The sequence below is a fragment of the Streptosporangium saharense genome (assembly GCF_014203715.1).
Lineage (GTDB): Bacteria > Actinomycetota > Actinomycetes > Streptosporangiales > Streptosporangiaceae > Streptosporangium > Streptosporangium saharense.
Window position 1 is genome coordinate 287,572 of sequence record NZ_JACHJP010000008.1, and the last position, 22,011, is coordinate 309,582.

23 protein-coding genes are annotated in these 22,011 nt (G+C 70.4%); 16 read left to right on the forward strand and 7 right to left on the reverse strand.

Features of this window, described 5'->3' with window-relative positions:
* The first annotated feature begins 537 nt into the window (after positions 1–537).
* The 12 genes from FHS44_RS30375 (at position 538) to FHS44_RS30430 (ending at position 13,909) form a co-directional block, all read left to right on the forward strand.
* Complete coding sequence (locus FHS44_RS30375) at positions 538–1,044, forward strand: flavin reductase family protein (protein ID WP_312863866.1); 507 nt, start codon at positions 538–540, stop codon at positions 1,042–1,044.
* 241 nt (positions 1,045–1,285) lie between these two features.
* Positions 1,286–2,383: an ABC transporter substrate-binding protein gene (locus tag FHS44_RS30380; protein ID WP_184720862.1), complete on the forward strand. Its 1,098-nt coding sequence runs from the start codon at positions 1,286–1,288 to the stop codon at positions 2,381–2,383.
* Positions 2,384–2,446: 63 nt separating this feature from the next.
* Positions 2,447–3,283 (forward strand): ABC transporter ATP-binding protein, encoded by an 837-nt coding sequence (locus tag FHS44_RS30385; RefSeq protein ID WP_184720864.1) that lies wholly within the window; start codon positions 2,447–2,449, stop codon positions 3,281–3,283.
* Between the two features lie 10 nt (positions 3,284–3,293).
* The gene (locus FHS44_RS30390; protein WP_184720866.1) at positions 3,294–4,157 is read left to right on the forward strand and encodes an ABC transporter permease; all 864 of its coding nucleotides are present in this window, start codon (positions 3,294–3,296) and stop codon (positions 4,155–4,157) included.
* Positions 4,154–5,227 (forward strand): LLM class flavin-dependent oxidoreductase, encoded by a 1,074-nt coding sequence (locus tag FHS44_RS30395; protein ID WP_184720868.1) that lies wholly within the window; start codon positions 4,154–4,156, stop codon positions 5,225–5,227. Before FHS44_RS30390 ends, FHS44_RS30395 begins: the two co-directional genes overlap by 4 nt.
* Entirely contained in the window at positions 5,209–6,714 is a 1,506-nt protein-coding gene (locus FHS44_RS30400) for an MFS transporter (RefSeq protein ID WP_184720870.1), read from the forward strand. Before FHS44_RS30395 ends, FHS44_RS30400 begins: the two co-directional genes overlap by 19 nt.
* Positions 6,715–6,748: 34 nt before the next feature.
* On the forward strand, positions 6,749–8,146 hold the full coding sequence (locus FHS44_RS30405; RefSeq protein WP_184720879.1) for an NtaA/DmoA family FMN-dependent monooxygenase: 1,398 nt from the start codon (positions 6,749–6,751) through the stop codon (positions 8,144–8,146).
* A gap of 9 nt (positions 8,147–8,155) precedes the next feature.
* On the forward strand, positions 8,156–9,163 hold the full coding sequence (locus tag FHS44_RS30410; RefSeq protein WP_184720881.1) for an LLM class flavin-dependent oxidoreductase: 1,008 nt from the start codon (positions 8,156–8,158) through the stop codon (positions 9,161–9,163).
* A 30-nt stretch (positions 9,164–9,193) separates the two neighbouring features.
* The gene (locus tag FHS44_RS30415; protein ID WP_184720883.1) at positions 9,194–10,657 is read left to right on the forward strand and encodes an FAD-dependent oxidoreductase; all 1,464 of its coding nucleotides are present in this window, start codon (positions 9,194–9,196) and stop codon (positions 10,655–10,657) included.
* Positions 10,658–10,776: 119 nt separating this feature from the next.
* Positions 10,777–12,093, forward strand: a complete 1,317-nt coding sequence (locus FHS44_RS30420) for an LLM class flavin-dependent oxidoreductase (protein ID WP_184720885.1) — start codon at positions 10,777–10,779, stop codon at positions 12,091–12,093.
* A 28-nt stretch (positions 12,094–12,121) separates the two neighbouring features.
* Positions 12,122–13,075 carry an amidohydrolase family protein gene (locus FHS44_RS30425; RefSeq protein ID WP_184720887.1) on the forward strand — a complete coding sequence of 318 codons (954 nt, stop codon included), beginning with the start codon at positions 12,122–12,124 and terminating at the stop codon, positions 13,073–13,075.
* A gap of 36 nt (positions 13,076–13,111) precedes the next feature.
* On the forward strand, positions 13,112–13,909 hold the full coding sequence (locus FHS44_RS30430; protein ID WP_184720889.1) for a sulfurtransferase: 798 nt from the start codon (positions 13,112–13,114) through the stop codon (positions 13,907–13,909).
* 40 nt (positions 13,910–13,949) lie between these two features.
* Here FHS44_RS30430 and FHS44_RS30435 read toward each other — a convergent pair whose 3' ends face one another.
* Entirely contained in the window at positions 13,950–14,603 is a 654-nt protein-coding gene (locus FHS44_RS30435; RefSeq protein WP_184721066.1) for a response regulator, read from the reverse strand.
* Positions 14,591–15,697: a sensor histidine kinase gene (locus tag FHS44_RS30440; protein ID WP_184720891.1), complete on the reverse strand. Its 1,107-nt coding sequence runs from the start codon at positions 15,695–15,697 to the stop codon at positions 14,591–14,593. Before FHS44_RS30440 ends, FHS44_RS30435 begins: the two co-directional genes overlap by 13 nt.
* A 131-nt stretch (positions 15,698–15,828) precedes the next feature.
* Here FHS44_RS30440 and FHS44_RS30445 point away from each other — a divergent pair, with 131 nt between their 5' ends.
* Together FHS44_RS30445 and FHS44_RS30450 are read left to right on the forward strand one after the other, a co-directional pair.
* Positions 15,829–16,212 (forward strand): DUF6069 family protein, encoded by a 384-nt coding sequence (locus FHS44_RS30445; protein ID WP_184720894.1) that lies wholly within the window; start codon positions 15,829–15,831, stop codon positions 16,210–16,212.
* A 219-nt stretch (positions 16,213–16,431) separates the two neighbouring features.
* On the forward strand, positions 16,432–17,397 hold the full coding sequence (locus FHS44_RS30450; protein WP_184720896.1) for an Acg family FMN-binding oxidoreductase: 966 nt from the start codon (positions 16,432–16,434) through the stop codon (positions 17,395–17,397).
* Positions 17,398–17,408: 11 nt separating this feature from the next.
* Here FHS44_RS30450 and FHS44_RS30455 read toward each other — a convergent pair whose 3' ends face one another.
* The 3 genes from FHS44_RS30455 to FHS44_RS30465 all read right to left on the reverse strand — a co-directional run bounded on the left by FHS44_RS30455 (position 17,409) and on the right by FHS44_RS30465 (position 20,335).
* Positions 17,409–18,107 (reverse strand): DUF2249 domain-containing protein, encoded by a 699-nt coding sequence (locus tag FHS44_RS30455; protein ID WP_184720898.1) that lies wholly within the window; start codon positions 18,105–18,107, stop codon positions 17,409–17,411.
* Positions 18,108–18,191: 84 nt separating this feature from the next.
* A complete protein-coding gene (gene cysK, locus FHS44_RS42000; protein ID WP_184720900.1) occupies positions 18,192–19,631 on the reverse strand; it encodes a cysteine synthase A in 1,440 nt (479 codons plus the stop codon).
* A 110-nt stretch (positions 19,632–19,741) separates the two neighbouring features.
* Positions 19,742–20,335 (reverse strand): hemerythrin domain-containing protein, encoded by a 594-nt coding sequence (locus tag FHS44_RS30465; RefSeq protein WP_246436265.1) that lies wholly within the window; start codon positions 20,333–20,335, stop codon positions 19,742–19,744.
* A gap of 47 nt (positions 20,336–20,382) precedes the next feature.
* Between FHS44_RS30465 and FHS44_RS30470 the strand changes: the two genes are divergently transcribed.
* Positions 20,383–20,844: a winged helix DNA-binding protein gene (locus FHS44_RS30470; protein ID WP_184720902.1), complete on the forward strand. Its 462-nt coding sequence runs from the start codon at positions 20,383–20,385 to the stop codon at positions 20,842–20,844.
* Here the strand turns inward: FHS44_RS30470 and FHS44_RS30475 are convergent.
* Positions 20,831–21,289: a hypothetical protein gene (locus FHS44_RS30475; protein WP_184720904.1), complete on the reverse strand. Its 459-nt coding sequence runs from the start codon at positions 21,287–21,289 to the stop codon at positions 20,831–20,833. The genes FHS44_RS30470 and FHS44_RS30475 overlap by 14 nt on opposite strands.
* Complete coding sequence (locus FHS44_RS30480; protein ID WP_184720906.1) at positions 21,286–21,504, reverse strand: hypothetical protein; 219 nt, start codon at positions 21,502–21,504, stop codon at positions 21,286–21,288. The genes FHS44_RS30475 and FHS44_RS30480 overlap by 4 nt, the downstream gene beginning before the upstream one ends.
* A 105-nt stretch (positions 21,505–21,609) precedes the next feature.
* Between FHS44_RS30480 and tnpA the strand changes: the two genes are divergently transcribed.
* Positions 21,610–22,008 carry an IS200/IS605 family transposase gene (tnpA, locus tag FHS44_RS30485; RefSeq protein WP_184720908.1) on the forward strand — a complete coding sequence of 133 codons (399 nt, stop codon included), beginning with the start codon at positions 21,610–21,612 and terminating at the stop codon, positions 22,006–22,008.
* Positions 22,009–22,011 lie beyond the last annotated feature (3 nt).

Consider the following 22,011-nt stretch of genomic DNA (forward strand, 5'->3'; position numbering starts at 1 on the left):
GGCGTCGCTGACACGGTGGCCGTCAGGTGTGTGGGTATTTCATGTACAACTGGTAGGGAGTGTTGACTTTAGTTAGTTTGGCACCTAAATTGGGGTTATGCGCAAGGATGTTCCCCTTACCCGGCGTCACCACGTGGACTTCGGCCACGTCAAAAGCGCACAGTGTCGCTGATCGCACTCGTCTGATGCGGTGGCATCGCCGCCGGATTCCCCCCTATCGCCGCCCATGAGCCGGCGCAGGCACCTGCACCTCGGCCACCTTCCGACCGCGCAGTGTCGCTGATCGCGCCCATCCGATCTGGACAAGATCACTGCCGCTTTCCGGCCCCTGTCCCCGTCCCCGGGGGAGGCCGGAGGCTGCGATCGCCTTGGTTGAACCCATGTGCCGACGACGGTTCCGTCTTCGCGGAGCCGAGAAGCGGCATGAGCGCCCGAGGGGGCTCAGATGAACATCGAGATGTTGGCAGGCGACCCACGGACGGCTTCCCACAGACCGGACGCCGGACGGATGGACCTCGGCGGGAAGGGAGCCGGACGGTGACCGAAATCCTTCCCGGAAGGACCGTGGACGGCGAACGGTTCAGGAGGGCACTCGCGGCGCACGCCGCGGGAGTCGTGGTGATCACCGCTCGGGACGAGGGAGTCCCCGTCGGCCTGACCGCGACGTCGTTCTCGTCGGTCAGCCTGGAGCCACCGCTGGTCTCCTTCTACGTGGACCAGGGCTCGACCACCTGGCCCCGGCTGCGCTCGGCCGGTCACTTCGCCGTCAACGTGCTCACCAGCGACCAGCACGAACTCGCGACCCGGTTCGCCCGTAAGAGCGTCGACCGCTTCGCCGCCCCGACCCGCTGGCATTCCGGCCCGTACGGCGCGCCGCTGCTGAGCGACGCGTCGGTGCACCTGGTCTGCCTGCCGTACACGACGCTGGAAGTGGGGGACCACGTGCTCGTCATCGGCTCGGTGGCCGAGGCGACCGTGCACGGCACGGGTCGGCCCCTGCTCTACCACCAGGGCCGTTTCGGCCAGTTCCTTCCTCACCCCTGATCCTTCTCTCCCCCTTCTCGCCGCCGTCGGCGGTATGTCTCTCCGGCACGGAGACCGGTCCTCGGACGCCCGGATTCCCGTGACACCTCACCTCTCCACCTCTCTGTTCTTCGGTCCGTCATTCCCCTGTGCGCTCACCGTGCGTGACAGCTCTCGTACGCCTATGCCCGATGCCGAACATTCGCCGACCTCGGTGAAGCGCGGCTCCGTTCCCGAGCCACCGCTTCGAAAGGAAACCCCCGTGACAACGAACCGCCGACGCCACAGATGGCTCACCTCCGGCGTCGCCCTGCTGGCCGTCTCCACCATGCTCGCCGGATGCGGCAACGACTCCCCGGCGTCGGCAGACCCCGCCGGCACCGCCGTACCGGCCCTGGATCCCGCGAATCCGGTGACGGTCAAGGTGATCAACACCTCGACCGCCTTCAACGTCGCGCTCGCCAAGGACTACGGCTTCTTCAGGAAGTACGGCCTGGACATCCAGGAGAGCCAGCTCGCCAACGGCACCCAGGTGCTCGCGGCGCTGCAGGGCGGGAGCGGTGAGATCGGCTACGCCGACCTCTACGCCGGCATCAACGCCAAGGCGCAGGGCTTCGACATCAAGCTGGTCGCCAACAACAACACCAACGCCGAGGAGTTCCCGATCCTGGTCAAGGCGGACGGCCCGATCAAGTCGCCCGCCGACCTCGCGGGCAGGAGCATCGCCCTGCCGCCGGTGCCGCAGCACACGGTCAACCTCCGCGGTTTCCTGAAGTCCAACGGGGTCGATCCGAACGCGGTCAAGTACACGATCGTCCAGTCCCAGTCCGCCGCCCCCCAGGCGCTGGCGGGCGGGTCCGTCGACGCGTTCTTCGGCCAGTGGATCCAGGCGTACTCCAACGAGGGGCAGCCGGGCGCCTACGACTTCCGCGTCCTGGGCGACCCCGACTCGTCGAAGTGGTCCAACCTGAAGGCGACAACGGCGGCGTTCTGGGTCACCGGCGACTGGCTGAAGGACCCGAAGAACCAGGCGGTCGCCTACGCCTTCGACAAGGCGCTGCACGCCTCCTACGTCTGGTTCAAGACGCTGAAGCCGGAACAACTCCAGCCGATCCTGCTCAGGTACCAGAAGACGGACCTGCAGAAGATCACCGGCAACGACCCCAAGAAGGTCCACAACCTCCTGACGAACACGCAGACCGGGCCGTTCGACTTCGACGCCACCCAGTCCTGGTACCAGCTCGGCCTTGAGTACGCCCCCGACAAGATCCAGAAGGGCGTCGACCTGCGCCAGCTCGTGTACGGCTCGGCACTGCAGCCCGCCCCCGAACTGATCCAGCCGCCGGAGAACCCGAGCTGAGCACGGATTCTCCGGCGCGGCGGCAGCCGTCGAGCCACGAACCACCACGGGTGAGGTCCCCACATGACAAGCACAACCGAGGCCCAAGCGGCCGCCCTGACCGGCGGCGTCCATCAGGAGATCATCACCGTCGAAGGCGCGGGAAAGGACTACCTCGCCCTTGACGGGAACGTCGTACGCGGACTCTCGCCGGTGGACCTGACGATCGAACGGGGCGCATTCGTGTCACTCGTCGGCCGTTCCGGCTGCGGCAAGTCCACGTTCCTCCGCCTCGTCGCCGGACTGGAGAAGCCGACCTCCGGCACGATCCGCATCGGCACCGAGCGGGTGGACGGGCCGCCAGACAGCGCCCGCTACGTCTTCCAGAACTACAACGAGTCGCTGCTGCCGTGGCGCACGGTCGGCGACAACATCCGCTTCGGGCTGCGGCACGGGCACGGCGCCGCCCGCGCGTCCTCCAAGGCGCAGGAGAACGAGCTGATCCAGGAACACCTCGAAGAGGTCGGGCTCGGCGGAACCTTCAACCGCTACCCGGGCGAACTCTCCGGCGGCATGCAGCAGCGGGTCGCCATCGCCCGGGCCCTGGCCGCGCTTCCCGAGCTGCTGCTGCTCGACGAGCCGTTCAGCGCGGTCGACGCGCTCAGCCGGAGCACGCTGCAGGACCTCATCCTGCGGATCTGGCAGGAGCACGGCCTCACCGTCCTGTTCGTCACGCACGACATCGAGGAGGCCCTCTACCTGTCACAGCGCGTGATCGTGCTCCGTGAGAAGGGCGGCGGCGTCGAACGCGACGTCACCGTCGACATCCCGTACCCGCGCAGGCAGGTCGACTTCCGCGAGGACCCCCGCTATCTCCGCCTTCGCCGTGAGGTTCTCGGCCTCGTCCTCGGCACCGAGTGAAGGACCAGTCATGCCCGACACCATCGTGACCGGAACAGAGGCGCGGGAAGCCGAAAGGAAACCCCCGGCGAGCGGGATCAGGCCCGTCGGCAGGGCGCGCAGGAACGCGCGCCGCTACTTCCGCAGCCGGGTCTCCGGCTGGACGCTGGTCGCCCTGGTCGTCGTCCTCTGGGAGCTCTACTCCAACGTCGACTACGACCCCACCATCTCCTCACCGAGCCGCATCGCCGAGACGTGGTGGGGGGAGGCGACCACGGGCGACCTGCTGAACCAGTTGACGATCACCCTGCGGACGATGGCCGAGGCCCTCGCGCTCGCCGTACCGCTCGGGGTCGGCATCGGCTTCCTGATGGGCCGCTCGCAGGTGATCTGGGGGCTGCTTGAGCCGCTCGTCGAGATCCTGCGGCTCACCCCGGCCACCGCGATCCTGCCGATCTACATCCTGTTCCTCGGTCTCGGCGACCAGATGAAGGTCGCGGTGTTCCTCACCGGGGGGATCTTTCCGATGATCATCAACTCCTACGCCGGTGCCCGGGGCGTGTCGAAGATCCTCTCCGAGACGGCGCAGACGTTCCGCCTGTCGTGGCTGCAGACGCAGCGGGAGATCGCCCTGCCGTTCGCGATGCCGTACATCCTCGTCGGCATGCGGCAGTCGCTGGGCATGTCGCTCGTGCTCGCGGTCGTCATCGGCATGCTCGCGGGCAACGACGGCATCGGCTACTACCTGATGTTCGCCCAGCAGAACTTCAACCTGAGGCAGTTGCTCGCCGGGGTGCTCACGGTCGCGTTCGTCGGCTACGTGTTCAACGCGGTCTTCCTGCTGCTCGAACGGCGCGTCACCCGGTGGCGGCGCAGCCAGACGGGTGCGGCGTGAGCCCGGCCGCGGCGCGCGAGCCGCTCAAACTGGGGTTCTTCACTCATGTACGGTCCTCCTCCGGGCGGGCGGAGGCCCACGAGGAGCTCGTCCGCCTGTTCGTGGGCGCTGAGCGGCTCGGCTTCGACGTCGGGTTCGTGGCCCAGCACCTGCTGGCCGACGGCGAGGAGGGCTCGACGCCGTCACCGCTGATCTCCCTCGCCCCGGTCGCCGTGTCGACCGAGCGGATCGGGCTCGGCGTCTCAGTGGTGACGCTGCCGGTCACGGACCCCGTCCAGCTCGCCGAGGACGCGCTCACCCTGGACGCGATCTCGCGGGGGCGCCTGGAACTCGGTCTCGGAACCGGCAACGCCAACATCGACAGGTACCCGGCCTTCGGACACGACGGGGCGCGGGCGACGGAGCTGTTCGACGAGAACCTCGCCGTGCTGCAGGCCGCCCTGGCGGGCCACCCGCTGCGCGGCACCGGCCTGACCCTGCCGGTGGACGGCACACCGTTGCTGCACCGCCTCTGGCGCACCCCGGGCAGCGTCGCCTCGGCCCGCCGCGCCGCACTCACCGGTGTCGGCGCCCTGTACGGCACGGCGACCCTCGACGCCAGGACCCGGCAGCGGCCGATCATCGACGCCTACCTGTCCCAGTGGGCGGAGACCGGCCCGAGCCAGGCCCCGGCCGAGGTGGCGGGCAGTCTGCGGCCACGGCTCGGCGCGATCCGGATGATCTATCCCTCCGACTCCTACGAGACGGCGCTCGCGGAGCTGGCCCCGTTCGTGCGGGCAGGCCGTACCCGGCTCGCGAAGGCCAACGGGACCGACCCCGGTGAGCTGGACGACGACGAGGTCCTGGCGTCGATGAACGTCAAGACCGGCTCGCCGCGACAGACGGCGCGGGCCCTCCGGGACGACGTCGCGCTGCTGCCCGAGGCGGACTACCTCATCGCCGTCACCAACGTCATCGAGGACGCGGAGGCCGGGTCCGGCGGGAAACGCGCCGTGGACGCCGCGCTGCGCGGCCTGGAGCGGATCGCGGCCGAGGTGGCGCCCGAGCTCGGATGGACGCCGAAGAAATGAGCCAGGACAGGACGGACGACAGGGCGCGCTGGCGGGCCCTGTACGTCGCGTCGATCCTCTCGGGATTCCTCCTGCTCGGCATCGGCGACGCCAACGTGGCGCTGCCGGCGATCGCCGACGCGCTGCACATCGGCCCGACCAGCCTCCAGCTTGTCTCGGCGGGCTATGTCGTGACCTTCGGCCTCACCCTCGTGCCCTTCGGGCGCCTGGGGGACCAGGGCCACCGGCGCAGGTTGATCTTCATCGGCCTTTCGGTCTACGTCGTCTCCAGCCTCGTCTGCGGCCTCGCCGCGGACTGGCGGACGCTCATCGCGGGACGCGTCCTGCTCGGCGTCTCGGCCGGGATCCTCATGCCGCAGACGATCGGCGTGATCCAGCAGCTTTTCAGCGGTGCCGAGCGGGGCAGGGCCTTCGCCGACTACGGCGTGATGACCGCCATCGCGACCGCGCTGGGACCGAGCGTCGGCGGCCTGCTCGTGACCCTGGGCGGGCAGGCCCAGGGGTGGCGGTGGATCTTCCTGATGAACGTCCCCATCGGTGTCGCGCTGTTCGCCGCGGGCCTCCGCTACCTGCCCAGGACCCAGCCGGTCGCCGCGACCGCCAACCGCAGCCTCGACCCGTTCGGCGCCGTGCTTCTCGGCGTCACCGTGCTCCTCGTGCTGTATCCACTCGTGCTGACCACCGGCCTGCCGGGCGACAGCGCGGCGCGGTGGTACACGCTCCTCCCCGCCGCCGTCTTCGGCGTGCTGTTCTGGCGGTGGGAACGCCGCTACGCGCGCCGGGGCTCGCTTCCGCTGCTGGACGGGGACCTGCTGCGTACCCGGTCGTACCGGATCGCGATGCTCGTCGCCGCGTCGTGGCTGGCCACCGGGCCCGCGGTGAGCCTGGTGCTGATGCTCTACCTTCAGTTGGCGCTCGGACTCTCCCCGGTCCTCGCCGCCCTGGTCCTGCTGCCGTCCGCCGCGGCCTCCGCCTTCGGCGCGCGCTGGGCGGCGCGGCGCGTGCTGCTCAGGGGCCGGGTCATCACGCTGACCGGGCTGTTCATGTCCGCCGGAGGCATCCTCGTCTCCGCCCTGGCCGCGAACCTCCTGCCGCCCCACCCCGCGATAGCCGTGATCACGGTGGCGCAGGTCCTCAACGGAGTGGGCAACGGCATGGTGATCTCACCGAACCACGTGCTGCTGCTGATCGACGTGCCGAAGGAGAAGGGCGGCCTCGCCGCCTCGATCGGCCATCTGACACAGCGCATCGGCAACTCGCTCGGCGTGGCGGCCACCTCGGCGGCCTTCTACGCCGTGATCTACGGCCAGGCGGGGGGCCTGACGAACGCGCGGCGGTCCACCTACGACAGCGCCCTCACCGCCGGGGTGGTCACCGCCGGGATCTTCTTCGTGCTCGCCGTGTGGGCCTCGGTGGTGGACCTCCTCCGGATGCGGCGAGCACGCGCGGTCCCGCCATCGGCCGCACTGGCCACCCCCCTGAAGTGATCGACGAAGCAGGAAACGAGCAAGGAGTGCAAGCGTGAGTGAGAAGCGTCAGGTGAAGCTGGGGCACTCGATCTGGCCGGAAGGGCGCCACGGCACGGGCTGGCGGCGCCGTCGCCACCACAAGGTGCTTGAGGGCGACCCGGACTTCTACCGGGCGACGGCGCAGACCGCCGAACGAGGGCTGTTCGACTACTTCTTCCTCGGCAACGGCGAGGCTGCCCGGCTGCCCGGCAAACCGGGACCCGGCAACCGGGAGTGGTCGGCGGACACGGCGGCCAACGGCGTGGTGAACATCGCCGACGGCGAGCACTACTGGACCCCCAACGGCCTGTTCAAGCTCGACAGCTTCACCGCCAACGCCTACGTCGCGGCGCTGACGTCGCACATCGGGCTGGTCTCGACGTTCAACACGACCTACCAGCATCCGTTCAACGTGGCCCGGCAGACCGCCACCCTCGACCACCTCAGCCGGGGCCGCGCCGCGATCAACATCGTGACCGGGCGCAGCGACGACGCGGCGCGTAACTACGGGTTCGAGGAACAGCCCGACGGCGACGCCCGGTGGGACCGCGCCGAGGAGTTCGTCCAGATCCTCTGGTCGCTGTGGGACGGCTGGCAGGACGGCTGGTACGTCGGAGACCGGGAGGGCGGGCGGTTCCTCGACCTCGACAAGATCCACCCGACCGCCTTCCGCGGCAAGCACTTCAGCGTCGAGGGACCGCTCAACATCCCGCCGTCCCCGCAGCGCCGTCCGCCGCTGATCGTGGCCGGCACGTCCCAGCGGTCGTTCGAGTTCGGCGCCAAGTATGCCGACGTCCGCTTCATCCCCTTCGCCGACAAGCAGGCCGAGTACTACCGGAAGCAGAAGGAACTGGCCGCCCAGTACCACCGCGACCCGGACGACTACCACCTGCTGCCCGGCATCACCTTCTACGTGGACGAGACCTCGACCGCCGCCCACGCCAGGTTCCGCGAGATCCAGGACCTGTCCGTCGTGCCGTTCGACGCGGACGCGCTCGGGCGGGTGCTCGGCGTGGACCTCGGCGGGGCCGGGCCGTACGACAAGGTGAAGGACGTCGTGGACGTCGCCGCGCACCCCGGGTCCGCCTGGCTGGTGAAGGACGCGTTCCTCGGCTTCGGGGACGAGGACATCACGCTCGCCGACCTCGACCACTTCGTCGCCAACGGCCCCGCCAACCAGGTGCCGGTCGTCGGTTCCGGGCAGGAGGTGGCCGACTGGATCGAGGAGAACTTCGAGGACCGCAAGCTCGACGGCGTCGTGGTCTTCCCGCCCTACCAGCCGGGCTCGCTGGACGCGTTCGTCGACCTGGTGGTGCCTGAGCTGCAACGACGCGGTCTTTTCCGTACGGCCTACACCGGCACGACGTTCCGGGAGCACCTCGGCCCGTCTGCCACCGCGAAGACGGCCTGAGGTCCCCCGATGGAGATCGGGATCTTCAGCACCGGCAACCTCGCCGGAGACCCGTCGGTCGGGGCGACCACCACCGAACGCCTGCGCGGTCTGGTGAGGCTCGCGCAGCGCGCGGAACAGGCTGGTTTCGATGTGTTCGCGGTAGGCGAGGCGCACAAACCACCGGCGACCGTCAGCTCGCCCGCCGTACTGCTCGCCCATATCGCCGCGGTCACCTCGACCGTTCAGCTCTCGACGGCGGTCTCACTGATAACCGTCAACGACCCGGTCAGGCTCGCCGAGGACTACGCGACCGTGCAGCACCTGGCCGACGGGCGGCTCGGGCTGATGTTCGGCCGGGGTGTCGATCCCGGCATCTACCGCTGGTACGGCCTCGACCCCGCAGAGACCGTCGAGATCGCCTCGGAGCGCTACGACCTGTTCCGGCGGCTGTGGAGTGAGGAGAGCGTTGACTGGACGGGGAGGTACCGGCCGCCGCTTGAGGGGTTCACCGTCGTTCCGCGCCCGCTGACCGACCGGCTGCCGCTGGTGTGGCAGACCTCGATCAGGACCAGGGCCCTCGTCGAACAGACAGCCCGCTACGGCGACGGCTTCTTCGCCAACTACGTGTTCTTCTCCGCGGAACAGGCGGCGCCGCACGTGCGGTACTTCCGTGAGCGCTACGCGGCGTACGGCCACGGCACCGCGGAGTCCGCGCCGGTCGGCTCGGGTGCGAAGGTGCACGTCAGGCTCCGCTCCCAGGACGCGCTGCGCGAGTTCGAGGCGCAGGGCTACGACCTGTCCGCGTGGCCGTACGACACCCTCGACGAGGCGATCCGGCACAGCGCGCTGACCGTGGGCAGCCCGGCCCAGGTCCTGGACAAGATCGCCCATTTCCAGGAGCAGTACGGCGGCTACCGGCGGCAGCTCTTCTCCATCGACCTGCCCGGCGGCACCGTCGACCAGATGCTCGAACAGGTCGACCTCCTCGGGGAGCACGTCCTGCCGTCCCTGCGCGCGACTTACGCGCACGCCTGAGTCGCAACCCCCTGAAAGGAAGCAGAAACGATGAGCAAGCAAGATGACGTCGACCGGGCGGCACAGGAGTCGCTGCGCCTGCTCGGCGCCGACCCGGCCAACTGGGTCCTCCCGACCCCGGGCGTGGACCACGACGTCGCGGTCATCGGCGGCGGGCAGAGCGGCGTGACCATCGCGTTCGCGCTGCGCCGCGCCGGTGTCTCCAACGTCACCGTCCTTGAGGCCGCCGACCGGGCGACCACCGGCGTGTGGCGGACACGGGCGCGGATGAACACCCTGCGCACACCGAAGACGCGCTCAGGTCCCGAGCTTGGCAACCCGGCGCTCGGCTTCCAGGCCTGGTACGAGGGACTGTACGGCCAGGCCGCCTACCAGGCCATCGGACGCATCGCCCGTACCGACTGGGCCGACTACCTCGACTGGTTCCAGCGTCAGGTCGGCGTGGAGGTCCGCTACGGAACCAGGGTCGTGGACGTCGAGCCGGTCGAGGGCCTGCTGCGGCTGCACCTGGACACGGACGGACGGCGGCACACCGAGGTGGTGCGCAAGCTCGTCCTCGCGAACGGTGTCGAGGGAACCGGCGGCCCGAGCATCCCCGCGATCTTCGAAGCGCTCCCGGAACACCTGTACGCCCACACCGGCGACGAGATCGACTTCGCCGCGCTGAACGGTAAGAAGGTGGGCGTCCTGGGCGCCGCCACCTCCGCGCTCGACGCCGCCGCCGTCGCGCTGGAGTCCGGAGCCGACGAGGTGCACGTCTTCTCCTACCGCGCCGAGCTGGTCATCCAGCCCAGCGGCGGGAACGTGCCCAACCCCGGCGCGCAGGAGAACTTCCACCTGCAGCCAGACGCGGTGCGCTGGAAGAGCCGGTGGGCCCAGGCGAGCAAGGGTTCGACCAGCCCGCTGGACACCGTGCTGCGCGCGGTCGCCTTCCCCAACCTGCGGCTCCACTTCAACGCGCCCTGGACGTCGTTGCGCGCGGAGGACGGCAGGGCCGTCGTCGAGGCGGCCGACGGCACCCACACCTACGACTTCGTGATCGCGGGAACCGGCTACCGGTACGACCCGCGCACCCGCCCCGAACTGCGGCGAATCGCCGAGGACGTGGCGCTGTGGCGGGACGTGTACGACCCCCCGGCCGACCTCCGCTCCGAGGTCCTCGGCGCCTTCCCCTACCTGGGGAAGGGCTACGAACTGACCGAGCGGGTGCCCGGCTCGGCCCCGTGGCTGCGCGACATCCACCTGTTCAACGCCGCCGCGTCGCACAGCTTCGGCCGTCCGGTGGGGGACATCCCGAGCCTGCGGACCGGCGTGCCGCGCCTGGTCGAGGCGATCAGTCATGACCTTTTCTTCGCCGACCAGGGGCGGCCGAAGCCGGTCACCGCTGCCGCCGGGGAGTCCTTCGTCGAGCACTACGCCCACGCCGTGTGGCGTCCCGACGCCGAGGGTGTCGGGGACGTCGAGGGTGTCGGGGTGGAGGCGACAGTCGGCTGAGCCGACCGGGACCGGACGCCCACGACGCCACGCGGCCGGGCCGTACCGGACCTCGGACACTCGCCCGCTTCCGCGCGCCCGAACCACCATGACAATCCACCGACCGAGGCGGTACGACCATGACGGAACCCACCCGTGAACTGCATCTGAACCTGTTCGGCAACTGGTACGGCAACCACCGGGCCGCGTGGCGGCACCCCGGCGTCGATCCGCACCAGCTCTGGGACATCGACTTCAACATCCGTACCGCCAGAACTGCGGAGCGCGGGCTGTTCGACGCGGTGTTCTTCGCCGACGGACCGAATCTCGGCCCCGTGCAGCCGACCAGCGGACAGACCAAGCCCGAGCCGATCACGCTGCTGTCGGTGCTCGGCGCGGTCACCACCCACCTCGGGCTGGCCTCGACGGTGTCGACGACCTACTCCGAGCCGTACAACACGGCGCGGCAGATCGCCTCCCTCGACCTGCTCACCGGTGGCCGCGCCGGGTGGAACGCCGTGACCGGATCGAGTGCCGCGGCCGCGTCGAACTTCGGCCCGGCCTCCCACCCCGAGCACGCCCTGCGCTACGAGCGGTCTGAGGAGTTCCTCCAGATCGTCAAGGCGCTCTGGGAGAGCTGGGAACCGGGCGCGGTGATCGCCGACCAGGGCACCGGGGTGTTCCTGGACCCGGGCAAGGTGCACCGCGTCCCCTTCCGGGGCAGGCACTTCCAGATCGACGCGGTGTTCAACGTGCCCCGCTCCCCGCAGGGGCGGCCGCTCATCTTCCACGCGGGCGACTCCGACTTCGGCCGGTCGCAGGGCGCCCGTCACGCGGACGCCATCTTCACAGCCCAGCCGACGATCGAGGCGGCGCGGGAGTTCTACCGCGACTTCAAGCGCCGGGTCGCCGAGGCGGGGCGGAACCCCGCGTACGCCCACGTCATGCCCGGCTACCTCGCCGTGGTCGGCAGCACGGAAGCGGAGGCGAAGGCCGCGTTCGACGAGCTGAACCGGTTGATCGACATCGAGGGAGCGATCGAGGAGGTCGCGCGCGGCGACGGGCTTGACGTGTCGGGTGTCGACCTCGACAGACCGATTCCGGACTCGCTGTGGGAGCACTCGATCGCGACCAGCACCTTCAGGAGCCGGGTCGAGGCGCTGCGCACCAAGGCGGCCGAGGCAAGGCTCACCGCCCGCCAGGTGATCGAGTGGGACATCGCGGCGCACGGCCACTACGTGTTCGTGGGGACGCCGGAGCAGGTCGCCGACGACATCGAACTGTGGTTCACCACCGGTGCCGCCGACGGATTCAACTACAAGGCGCCGACGTTCCCCGACGGTCTGGAGATCTTCGTCGACCACGTCGTGCCGCTGCTGCAGAAGAAAGGCGTCTACCGCAGGGAGTACACCGCGACGACGCTACGTGGCCACTACGGCCTGCCGTACCCGAACTGAGTGACCCCACCGAGATCGGAACCATGACATGACGACCCTTGCCGATGCCGGTCTGATCGACATCCACACCCACTACCGGCCGGTCGGCTGGCAGGTGCCGGGCGGCGAACGCCCCCGCCCTGTCGCCGGATTCGCCAAGGAGAAGCTGGAGAACCTTCCGGGGCTGGCCCAGGAGAGCATCGACGGCGGTGTCGGCCTGCGTGCCCTCAGCGCACCGGTCGAGCAGCTTTTCGGTCTGGACGGCCCGGTCGAGACGGCTGCGGTCAACACGGTGAACGAGTACCTCGCCGACGCCGTCCGGGAACGGCCCGAGGTGTTCCTCGGCCTCGCCACGGTAGACGCCTTCTCCGGTGAGGCCGGGGCTGAGCAGACCCGCTACGCGATCGAGGAACTCGGCCTGCACGGCATCGTGCTCGACTCCTCGCGCGACGACCGGTTCCTCAGCTCGCCCGAGGCGTTCCCGACCCTGGAACTGGCCGCCCGGCTCGGCGTTCCCGTCTTCGTGCACCCGGTGGCGGCGCCACAGGCGGAGGCACTGGTGAAGGCCGCGGGACGTCCCGGCAACTCGATCGGCCGCGGCCTGCAGAACGGCGCGAGTTTCCTGTCGGCCCTTCATGCCGACCTGCCGACCCGGCTGCCCGACCTGCACCTGGTGTTCACGGCGCTGGGCAGCGGCGCGCTGTACTTCGTCACCGAGGAGCTGGCGGCCTACCGGCAGAGATCCGCGGACGGCGCCCCCGCGAACATCTACTTCGACACGACACGGCTCAACCCGTGGCTGATCCGCTACTACGCCGACGTCATCGGCGTCGAGAGGATCATCGTCGGCAGCGACTGGCCGGGCCGCCCGATCTCCGCCGAACTGGTGCGCGACGCCCTGGACACCGCCGGGTTCGACCCGGCCGCTCAGGAGCGGATCCGCGTCGGCAACGCCCGTCGGCTCTTCGAACTGCGCGCCGCGAAGAACGCGGAAGCCGCCTGAATCCCCATCGTCGAGAGAAAGCACGAGAAAACCACCATGACCGCGACGTCCCCGGTGATCACCGCCGAGAAACTGCGCCACAAACTGGCAGACGGCGAGAAGGTCGTCCTGCTGGAGATCCGCCGTGAGCTGGACCCCGACCAGGAGGAGCCCGGGCGGCTGCCCGGTGCGCACGTCGTCGAGTTGGTGTCCCAGCTCGCCGGTCGGCGCCACGAGGGGTCGGGCAACAACCCGTTGCCGGGCGAGGAACAGATCCAGGAGTCGGTACGCCGCTGGGGCATCGACGAGGACTCGACAGTCGTCGTGTACACCCGCGAGAACCCGGCCATCGCCACCCGCGCCTGGTGGACGCTGAGGTGGGCGGGGGTCCCGGACGTGCGCTACCTCGACGGCGGCGTCGCCGCCTGGCAGGCCGCCGACGGCCCGCTCAGCACCGACCCGCCCAAGGACGGCGACGGCGCCTTCGTCGTCAGGGTGGGGTCCCTTCCCACCCTCGACGCGGAGCAGGCCGCCGCGCTCGCCCGCTCCGGCGTGCTGCTCGACGCCCGCCCGGAGGCCGCCTACGCCGACGGGCACATCCCCGGCGCGCTGAGCCTGCCGAGCGCGGTCAACCTCGGCGCGGACGGGCTGCTGAGGAGTGACGACGACCTGCGCGCCCGGTATGTCTCCCTCGGCGCCGACGGCGAGCGGCCCCTCGGCGTCTACTGCGGCGGTGGCGTCGGCGCCACGTTCGACATCCTCGCCCTCACCAAACTCGGCATCCCCGCCGCCCTGTATCCCGGCTCCTGGTCGGCCTGGACCTCCGACCCGGCCCGCCCCGTCGAACAGGGCTGACCTCGGCGCGAGCACGTTGACCAACCGGACGACCGGTGTCTCAGGCGAGACCCGCGTCGTGGGCGAGAAGTGCGATCTGGGTGCGGTTGTCCAGGTCGAGCTTGGTGAGGATGTTGGAGACGTGGCTCTTCACCGTCGTGATGCCCATGGCGAGTTCGGTGGCGATGTCGGCGTTCGTCCTGCCCCGCGCGATGGCGAGGGCCACCTCGTGCTCTCGCGGGGTGAGGGTGGCCAGTACGGCACGGGCCCGTTCGTAGGCGTCGGTATGGGCGAGCGTGCGCTCGACCAGCCGCCGGGTGACGCCGGGGGACAGGATCGGATCGCCCGCCGCGACCCGGGTGACCGCCTCGACGATGAGCGCGGGCGAGGTGTCCTTGAGCAGGAACCCGCTGGCGCCCGCGCGCAGCGCGTGCAGGATGTTCTCGTCGGTGTCGAAGGTCGTCAGCACGATCACCTCCGGTGGCCGCGCGCGGGCGCGCAGCCGACGGGTGGCGGTGATGCCGTCAACCCGCGGCATCCGCAGGTCCATGAGGACGACGTCGGGGGCGTGGGCGTCGGTCGCGGCGATGGCCTCCTGGCCGTTGGACGCCTCCCCGACGACGGTGATGCCCGCGGTGCCGTCCAGCATCATGGACAGCCCGGCGCGGACCAGGGCGTCGTCGTCGACCAGAAGCACGCGGATCACCCGGGCCATGGTAGCCACGCCCGGATCCTGAACTGCCCATCGGAGCCGTGGTGGTCGAGTCGCCCGCCCGCCAGCCGTACCCGCTCGGTGAGGCCGACCAGCCCGACGCCGCTCGCGGGCGAGGTCGGCGCCGCGCCCGGTGACGGCAGCGGGTTGGTGAGGGTGATCGTCAGGCGGGAGCCGGGGGAGCCGCGCAGCAGCACCTCGACCGGTTGGCCGGGGGCGTGCTTGCGGGCGTTGGTCAGCCCCTCCTGGACGACGCGGTAGCCGGTCCTCCCGACGGCGGGCGGGGTCTCGCCGTCCGTCTCGTCAGCGACGTACACGCTCTGGCCCGCCTGCCGCGCCTCGTCGATCAGGTGCGGCAGGTCGGCCAGCGTGGGCGCGGGCTCCCGCTCGTCCAGGAGGTCGTCCTCCTCGCGCAGCAGGCCGATGACCTGGCGCAACTCCTCAAGTGCCTGGTGCACCCCGGAGCGGACCACCCCCGCGGCCCTGGCGAGCTGCTCGGGAGAGGAATCGGGGCGATACTCCAACGCCCCGGCGTGCGTGGCCACCAGCGACAGGCGGTGGGCCAGCACGTCATGCATCTCCCTGGCCAGTTTGCGACGCTCGGCCGTACGCGCCTCGGCGACCCGTCTGCCCTGCTCGGCCTCGGCGCGGCGGGCACGCTCGTGCAGCGAGATGAGCAGGGCGCGGCGGGAACGGGCCAGCGCGCCCCACCCCAGGAGCGCGCCGTACGCGGCACAGATCAGCAGCAACCACCAGCCGAGGGAGATACCGGAGTTCGGCCGCCACAGCCCCTGGACCAGATGGGCCGCGACCCCCGCCGCCGCCACCCCGGCCGCGAGGGGGAAGCGCCTGCGCTGGGCCACCTGGAGCGCGCCCGCTGTCGCCGCGGGCGTCGCCACGGGGGAGATCACGGCCAGCGCCGTGGCGGCGAGCGTCCCGGAGACCGGCCACCACAACTGGGCGAGCGCGGCGGCCAGGCTCACCACCGCGACCACGACGTCCACCGCCCCGCCGCCCAGCCCCCACAGCGTCGCGGCGGTCAGCGCGCCCACCCCGAGGGCCACGACGCCCGCCGCCACCGCCTGCTTCTCACCCATCGGCCCAGGCTATTCACCGGTACGGCGCGGCCGTCACCTCCCAAAGTCGGAGCCGCCCCCCACCCGGGGAGGACCGGTCGCGGCCACACGCCGGATGTGGTGCCCCACCCCCGCGGACCAGGCTGGACGGCATGAACACCTCCCTCAGAAGAACCCTCACCGTGCTCGCCGCCCCGGTGGCCGCCCTGTCCGTATGGATCCTGGCGGTGCCGGTGGCCGGGACGACGCTGAACGTGCGGATGGGCGACGCGACGCAGACGGTCGAAGCGGTTCCGGTGGCCGTGTCCAGCCTGCTGGCCGGGCTCGCGGGCTGGGCGCTCCTGGCCATCCTGGAACGACTGACCTCCCGGCCCCGCCGCGTCTGGACGACCATCGCCGTGACCGTGTGGATCCTGTCCCTCCTCGGCCCCCTGAACAGCGCCGTCGCCACCCCGGCCACCCTCGTCCTGCTCCTGATGCACCTGACCGTCGGCGCGATCGTCATCCTGGGGTTCTCGGTGTGGGGACGACGGTGATGCCCCGGGCGGAAGCTCTGGAGATGAACGACGTCGCCGTTGAGGGGCTGCCAACCGAGGTCCCACGTACCGGGGACTTTGGCCCCTGCCGGGTTTGAGGGCTGGGGCGGGAGTCTGGATCCGTGTCCGTTGCTACCTCTGTGGCGGGGAGAATCCAATGACCGATGTCGACCTGTTGCCTTCTGTCCACCCGCGTCACGCCGGGCGGGTGAGCGGACGATGAACCCCTTCGCCACTCCCGCCGGTCTGCACCGGGTGGTCGTCGCGGCCAGCGCTGCCCCCTCGGTGCACAACACCCAGCCGTGGCGCTTCCACCGGGTCAGCGGTGACACGCTGGAGATGTACGCCGACCTGAGCCGGTTGCTGCCGGTCATCGACCCGCTGGGACGCGCACTGGGCATCAGCTGCGGAGCCGCCCTGTTCAACCTGCGGCTGGCCGTACGGATGGTCGGCCACGAGGCGCGGATCACCCCGCTTCCCGCGCTCGACGAGCGTCCCGACCTGCTGGCCACCATCCACACAACGCCGGGCGCGCCCACCTCGACCGGCGAGAGCCTCCTGTACGACATGATCAGGCGCCGCCGTACCAACCGGTTCCCCTTCGACGGCAGGTCGCTGCCCGCGGACGTCGTGGTCGACCTGGTCGACGCCGCCCACGAGGAGGGCGCCACACTGGTCGTGCTCACCGGGCGGGCCGCGCGGCGGGTGCTCGACCTGGTCGCCGCGGCCGACGCGACGGTGGCCGGGGAGGAGGACTACGACGCCGAGCTGGCCCGCTGGACCCACCTCGGCTCCCGCGACGACGGTGTTCCCCTGTACGCGATCGGTCCCCGCCCTCGCCACCGGGGGCTGCCCATACGGGACTTCGCCCCCGAGTGGCCGGGCCGTCCCGGTGCCGACTTCGAGCAGAACCCGCAGATCGCGGCGCTGTTCACCGACGGGGACGGGGCACACGACTGGCTGCGGGCCGGGCAGGCGCTGCAACGGGTGCTGCTCACCGCGACCGCGCACGGGGTGTCGGCCTCGCCGTTCAGTCAGCCGCTGGACCTGCGGGGCCCGGAGTGCCCCGGCAGCCTCGACGACGCCCCGCTCGGGTGCCCGCAGATGTTCCTCAGACTGGGGTACGGCCAGCCGGTCCCGCACACTCCCCGAAGGCCGGTCTCCGAGGTCCTCAGGGGAGTGTGATCACGGGCGGGTCAGGGACGGCCGATGCGGACCTTCCAGACCGTCGGCCCGGACTCGACGTACCGCCAGGTGAACGCGCCGGGGTGCTCGGCGGCGAACTGGTAGTAGAGCGGCTTGGGGTCGTGGTCGTTGACCAGCACGAACGCCGATCCCGCCGCGAGCCGCCCGTAGGCGGCGAAGATCTGCTCGTGGCGCTGGGCCGGAATCAACCGGCGCACGTCGAGCTCGTCGACCTGCTCGGGGTCCGCCGCGCCGTCGCCTCCGAGGATCTCGTGCGTGTCCCCCAGTACGGCCGCCAGGTCGACGCCGCCGGAGACGAGCGCGGGCAGCAGGATCTCGTTCTCCTTCTGCAGGTGCGTCTGGAGCACGGCGTTCAGCGCGGCCGACGCGCTCACGATCTCCCCCAGGGTGACCGCCGCGACCAGGTCGTCGTTCAACGCCTGCAGGGTGGCGTGCTCGTCGCGCAGCACGCTCACCAGCAACTGGGTTGCGGGCAGCTCGGAGGCGACCGCGTACAGCGTGTTCTCCTCGGCCGTGGCGTGCGACAACACCTCCTCGGCGCAGAACAGCGCCATCGTCTCCCGCCGGGCGGCCGGGGAGGTCAGACGGTCGACGGAGCGGGCGATGGTCGTGGCGTGGTCGGCCATCGTCCGGCCGAGCTGGTCGTGGTGGGCGCGGATCCGTGCCAGCGTGGCGCTCTGGTCCTTCATGGAAGGGGCTCCTCTCGTGGTTCCTGCGGGGTGGAAAACGACGGAAAACGCTGGGTGGCGGAAAGCCGTACGAGGTGGAAAGTCCTAGGCGGTGAAAAGAGGGGTGCTGAGGTAGCGCTCGCCGGTGTCGGGGAGGACGACCACGACGAGCCGTCCCGCGTTCTCCGCGCGGGCGGCGACGGTCTGGGCGGCGTGCAGGGCCGCGCCGCCGGAGACGCCCGCGAGGATGCCCTCGGTGCGCGCCAGGCGCCGTGCCGTCTCCCTGGCCTGCTCCACGTCCACCCGCACCACCTCGTCGTATACGCCGGTGTCCAGGACATCGGGGACGAACCCGGCGCCCAGCCCCTGGATGCCGTGCGGCCCCGGGGCCTGACCCGACAGCACCGCGGACTCGGCGGGCTCGACGGCGACCACGCGGACCTGCGGTTTCTTCTCGCGCAGGAAGCGGCCCACCCCGGTGATGGTGCCGCCGGTGCCGACGCCGCAGACGAGCAGGTCGATCTCGCCGCCCGTGTCACTCCAGATCTCCTGCGCGGTGGTCCGCAGGTGGACGTCGGGGTTCGCGGGGTTGGCGAACTGCTGGAGCATGAACCAGCCGGGCTGGGCGGCCAGCCGTTCGGCCTCCGCGATGGCGCCCTTCATGCCGAGCGCGGCGGGCGTGAGGACGAGTTCGGCGCCGTAGGCGGTGAGCAGCGCCCGTCGTTCGGCGCTCATGCTCTCCGGCATGGTCAGCGTCAGCCGGTATCCCTTGACGGCCGCCACCATGGCGAGCCCGATGCCGGTGTTTCCGCTGGTCGGTTCGACGAGGTGGGACTCGGGCGTCAGGAGCCCCGCGTCCTCGGCGGACTCGATCATGGCGCGGGCGATGCGGTCCTTGACGCTGCCCCCGGGGTTGGCCGACTCCAGCTTGGCGGCGATCCTGGCCGTGAGCCCCGCGCCGAAGCGGGACAGGCTCACCAGCGGGGTGGAACCGACAAGGGACAGGACGTCGGCGTGGATGTCGGGCATCGGTTGTCTCCTTGGGAGGGCGGGCGGCACGTGGACCCGGACGCCCGCGGGAACGTCGGTGAGAACGAGGGCGTGGGCACCGATCGAGGCGTCGTCACCGACGTGGACGCGACCGAGGACGGAGGCGCCGACGCCGACGGTGACGCGGTCGCCGAGCACGGGATGGCGGGGCGTCCCCTCGCGGTCGCACTGGAAGCCACGGCCCCCGAGGGTGGTCTGCTGGTAGAGGGTGACGTCGTCACCGATGACGGTGGTCTCCCCGATCACGACCCCCGTGCCGTGGTCGATGAACAGCCGCCGCCCGATGCGGGCACCGGGATGGATCTCGATTCCGGTCAGGGCGCGGGAGAGCTGCGAGATCAGGCGGGGGACGAAGGGCACCCGGTGGCGGTGCAGCAGGTGGGCCAGCCGGTGCGTCCAGACGGCCCAGACGCCCGGGTAGAGGATCGCCTCCGGCCGGTGACGGCCGTGGAGGGCTGGGTCACGCCGTACGGCAATGCGCAGGTCTTCGAGCATGGGTCCGTGTCCTCGACAAGGTTGTGGTCGACGCCGATGGTCAGACCGTGGGACAACGCTCGTCGAAGGCACGCCGTACGCGGAGGCCGGTGGGGTACATGACCGAGACGCTATGCCCCGGCTACGGTCTGTTTCGAGGGACTTTGGACCCGTCCTTGGAGGCCGTTCGGCACCCCGGTCGTGTCCGGCGTGATGCGGTCCCAGGCGTCGAACGGCAGCATGATGACCGCCGCGGGGAACAGGCCGTGCTCCTCGTGGTCGATGTGCTCGCGCAACAGATCCAGCGCGGCCAGTACGGCGGGCCAGTCGGGTGCGGCCGGGTCGATCGCGCCGAGCACGCCGTGGATGTCGTCGTGCTCGGCGCAGAGCCGGTCCACCTCGTCGGCCAGCGTCCCGTCGGCGCGCAGCTCGGCGAACAGCCCGCTCTCCTCGGTGGCGGTGTGCGGGACCAGCAGGGCGAGCAGCTCGGCGAGGAGTTTCACGGCGTCGTCGTGTCGGCCCTCGCTGACGGCGCGGCGCAGCGCTCCCGCGCACTCGTTGATGTCCCAGTGCTCCTGGGACAGGGAGCCGATCAGCGGGAACTGGCGGCAGCCGCAGTAGTTGCACATGGTCACGTCCTCTGGAATAGGTTTCCAGCCTGCGCGTCCCGTGGCGTCCCCGGCAGAGTCGAAGGTCCCGACCGGGTTGACCTCAACGTTTCTCAAGGTTCTACGGTGCTCTCAGTAACGGTCATTCTCCGGGGGGTTCCACCATGACGATCCAGCACGACTCCGACGCCGCCCTCGCCGCGCAGCCCGCCGCCTACTGGACCAGGCTGGCCTACGAGGCTCTCATCTCGTTCACCCGGGCGCGGCAGGCCGAGCTGGGCTTCACCCAGCCCCAGTTCTGGCTGCTGCGCAACCTGTCGAAGAACGACCTCTCACCCGACGGCCACGGCATGACCGTCCCCGAGCTCCAGCAGGCCATGAGCTCCTACATCAAGCCCGAGGACGACCTGCGGGCGGAGGCGGAGGTCCTGCTGGAGCGCGGCTGGCTCACCCGTGACGCCGGGGAACGGCTGTGGATCACCGAGGAGGGGGAGGCGGCCCGCCTCCGCCTCAAGGAACACGCACCGGCGATCCGGGCACTGATCCACCGGGACATCGACGACGCCGACTACGTCACCACCGTGAAGGTGCTCCAGCGGCTGATCGAGAACACTAGCGGGGCGTGACGCGGGTGGACCGCATGATCCAGTTGGTCTCCCAGGACTTCCCGTCGTCGTAGGAGAACGCCTGCTCCCAGTGGCAGGAGTCCTGTGTGATCTCCGACCAGGTGAACCGCACCCGGATCGGGCGCCCGTCGTCGGTGTCGTCGGCCTCGAAGACGCCGATCCCGTCGGCGAACCGGCCGACAACGGGAACCGGGTCGAGACCGCGCTCACTGTTGATCCAGTAGAGGGACCACTCGTCCCGGGCGGCGTCGTACAGGCGGAGCGTCGCGCCGTCGAAGCCCTTGGTCGGGAAGGTGATCTCGTCGAAGTTGCCCCTGCCGCCGAACACGCTGTGCGCGACGGACCTTCCAGGGAACTCCTCCCACTCGTCGCCGCCGACACCGCGCTCCAGGAGCCTGCGGTTGGCCACGTCCCAGGTGCCGACGTAGAAGTCGAAGTCGTTCACCGGCCCACCGGTCCTTCCTGGCGCGTGTCGGCGAGGTAACCGTCGAGATCGGGGGTGTCGGGGACGAACATGTGGCGGACCCAGGCGGCCCGCTCGTGTTCGAGCGCGGGGAGCTCCCACACGCATCCGGCCCACCGCCGTGTCTCCGGCACGAAGTGCGAGGGGTCCTCGTCCGGGCAGCCGATGGCGGGCTGCCCGGCGGTGGCCGTGTGCACCTCGATCGGAGATCTAGGGCGCGGGCCCCTGGCTTCAGTCATGGGGGTAAGCCCTTCTCTCGAATCTTTGAGCGATAGACAGCGAGAAGCTGTATAACGATCGTTGTGGCCGTGACCCTCCGCACGAACAGCAACATCGCGTTCCAGTGCGCGTTCCACGTCGTGTGGTGCCCCAAGTACCGGCGGCGCGTTCTCGGCGGACGGATCGAGACGCGGCTGAAGGAACTGATCCGCGAGGTGATCACCGAGAAGCAGGCGTGGCTGATCGAGCTGGAGGTCATGCCCGACCACGTCCACCTGCTGGTCGAGGTGGACCCCCAGTACGGCATCCACCGTCTGGTCAAAGCCATCAAGGGCCGCTCCTCGCGGGTGCTGCGACAGGAGTTCCCCAGCTTGACCTCGAAACTGCCGACCCTGTGGACCAACTCCTACTTTGTCGCCACCGTCGGCGCTGCGCCACTGGACGTGGTCAAGCGGTATGTCGAGAACCAGAAGAACCGGTGAGCG

Bases quoted from the DNA above. Each gene is read 5' to 3' on its own strand.
- FHS44_RS30400 (WP_184720870.1), top strand. From the start codon at position 5,209: ATGGACGCCGAAGAAATGAGCCAGGACAGGACGGACGACAGGGCGCGC.
- FHS44_RS30420 (WP_184720885.1), top strand. From the start codon at position 10,777: ATGACGGAACCCACCCGTGAACTGCATCTGAACCTGTTCGGCAACTGG.
- FHS44_RS30385 (WP_184720864.1), top strand. From the start codon at position 2,447: ATGACAAGCACAACCGAGGCCCAAGCGGCCGCCCTGACCGGCGGCGTC.
- FHS44_RS30410 (WP_184720881.1), top strand. From the start codon at position 8,156: ATGGAGATCGGGATCTTCAGCACCGGCAACCTCGCCGGAGACCCGTCG.
- FHS44_RS30430 (WP_184720889.1), top strand. From the start codon at position 13,112: ATGACCGCGACGTCCCCGGTGATCACCGCCGAGAAACTGCGCCACAAA.
- FHS44_RS30445 (WP_184720894.1), top strand. From the start codon at position 15,829: ATGAACACCTCCCTCAGAAGAACCCTCACCGTGCTCGCCGCCCCGGTG.
- FHS44_RS30455 (WP_184720898.1), bottom strand. From the start codon at position 18,107: ATGAAGGACCAGAGCGCCACGCTGGCACGGATCCGCGCCCACCACGAC.
- FHS44_RS30425 (WP_184720887.1), top strand. From the start codon at position 12,122: ATGACGACCCTTGCCGATGCCGGTCTGATCGACATCCACACCCACTAC.
- FHS44_RS30415 (WP_184720883.1), top strand. From the start codon at position 9,194: ATGAGCAAGCAAGATGACGTCGACCGGGCGGCACAGGAGTCGCTGCGC.
- FHS44_RS30390 (WP_184720866.1), top strand. From the start codon at position 3,294: ATGCCCGACACCATCGTGACCGGAACAGAGGCGCGGGAAGCCGAAAGG.
- FHS44_RS30435 (WP_184721066.1), bottom strand. From the start codon at position 14,603: ATGGCCCGGGTGATCCGCGTGCTTCTGGTCGACGACGACGCCCTGGTC.
- FHS44_RS30470 (WP_184720902.1), top strand. From the start codon at position 20,383: ATGACGATCCAGCACGACTCCGACGCCGCCCTCGCCGCGCAGCCCGCC.
- FHS44_RS30450 (WP_184720896.1), top strand. From the start codon at position 16,432: ATGAACCCCTTCGCCACTCCCGCCGGTCTGCACCGGGTGGTCGTCGCG.
- FHS44_RS30440 (WP_184720891.1), bottom strand. From the start codon at position 15,697: ATGGGTGAGAAGCAGGCGGTGGCGGCGGGCGTCGTGGCCCTCGGGGTG.
- cysK (WP_184720900.1), bottom strand. From the start codon at position 19,631: ATGCTCGAAGACCTGCGCATTGCCGTACGGCGTGACCCAGCCCTCCAC.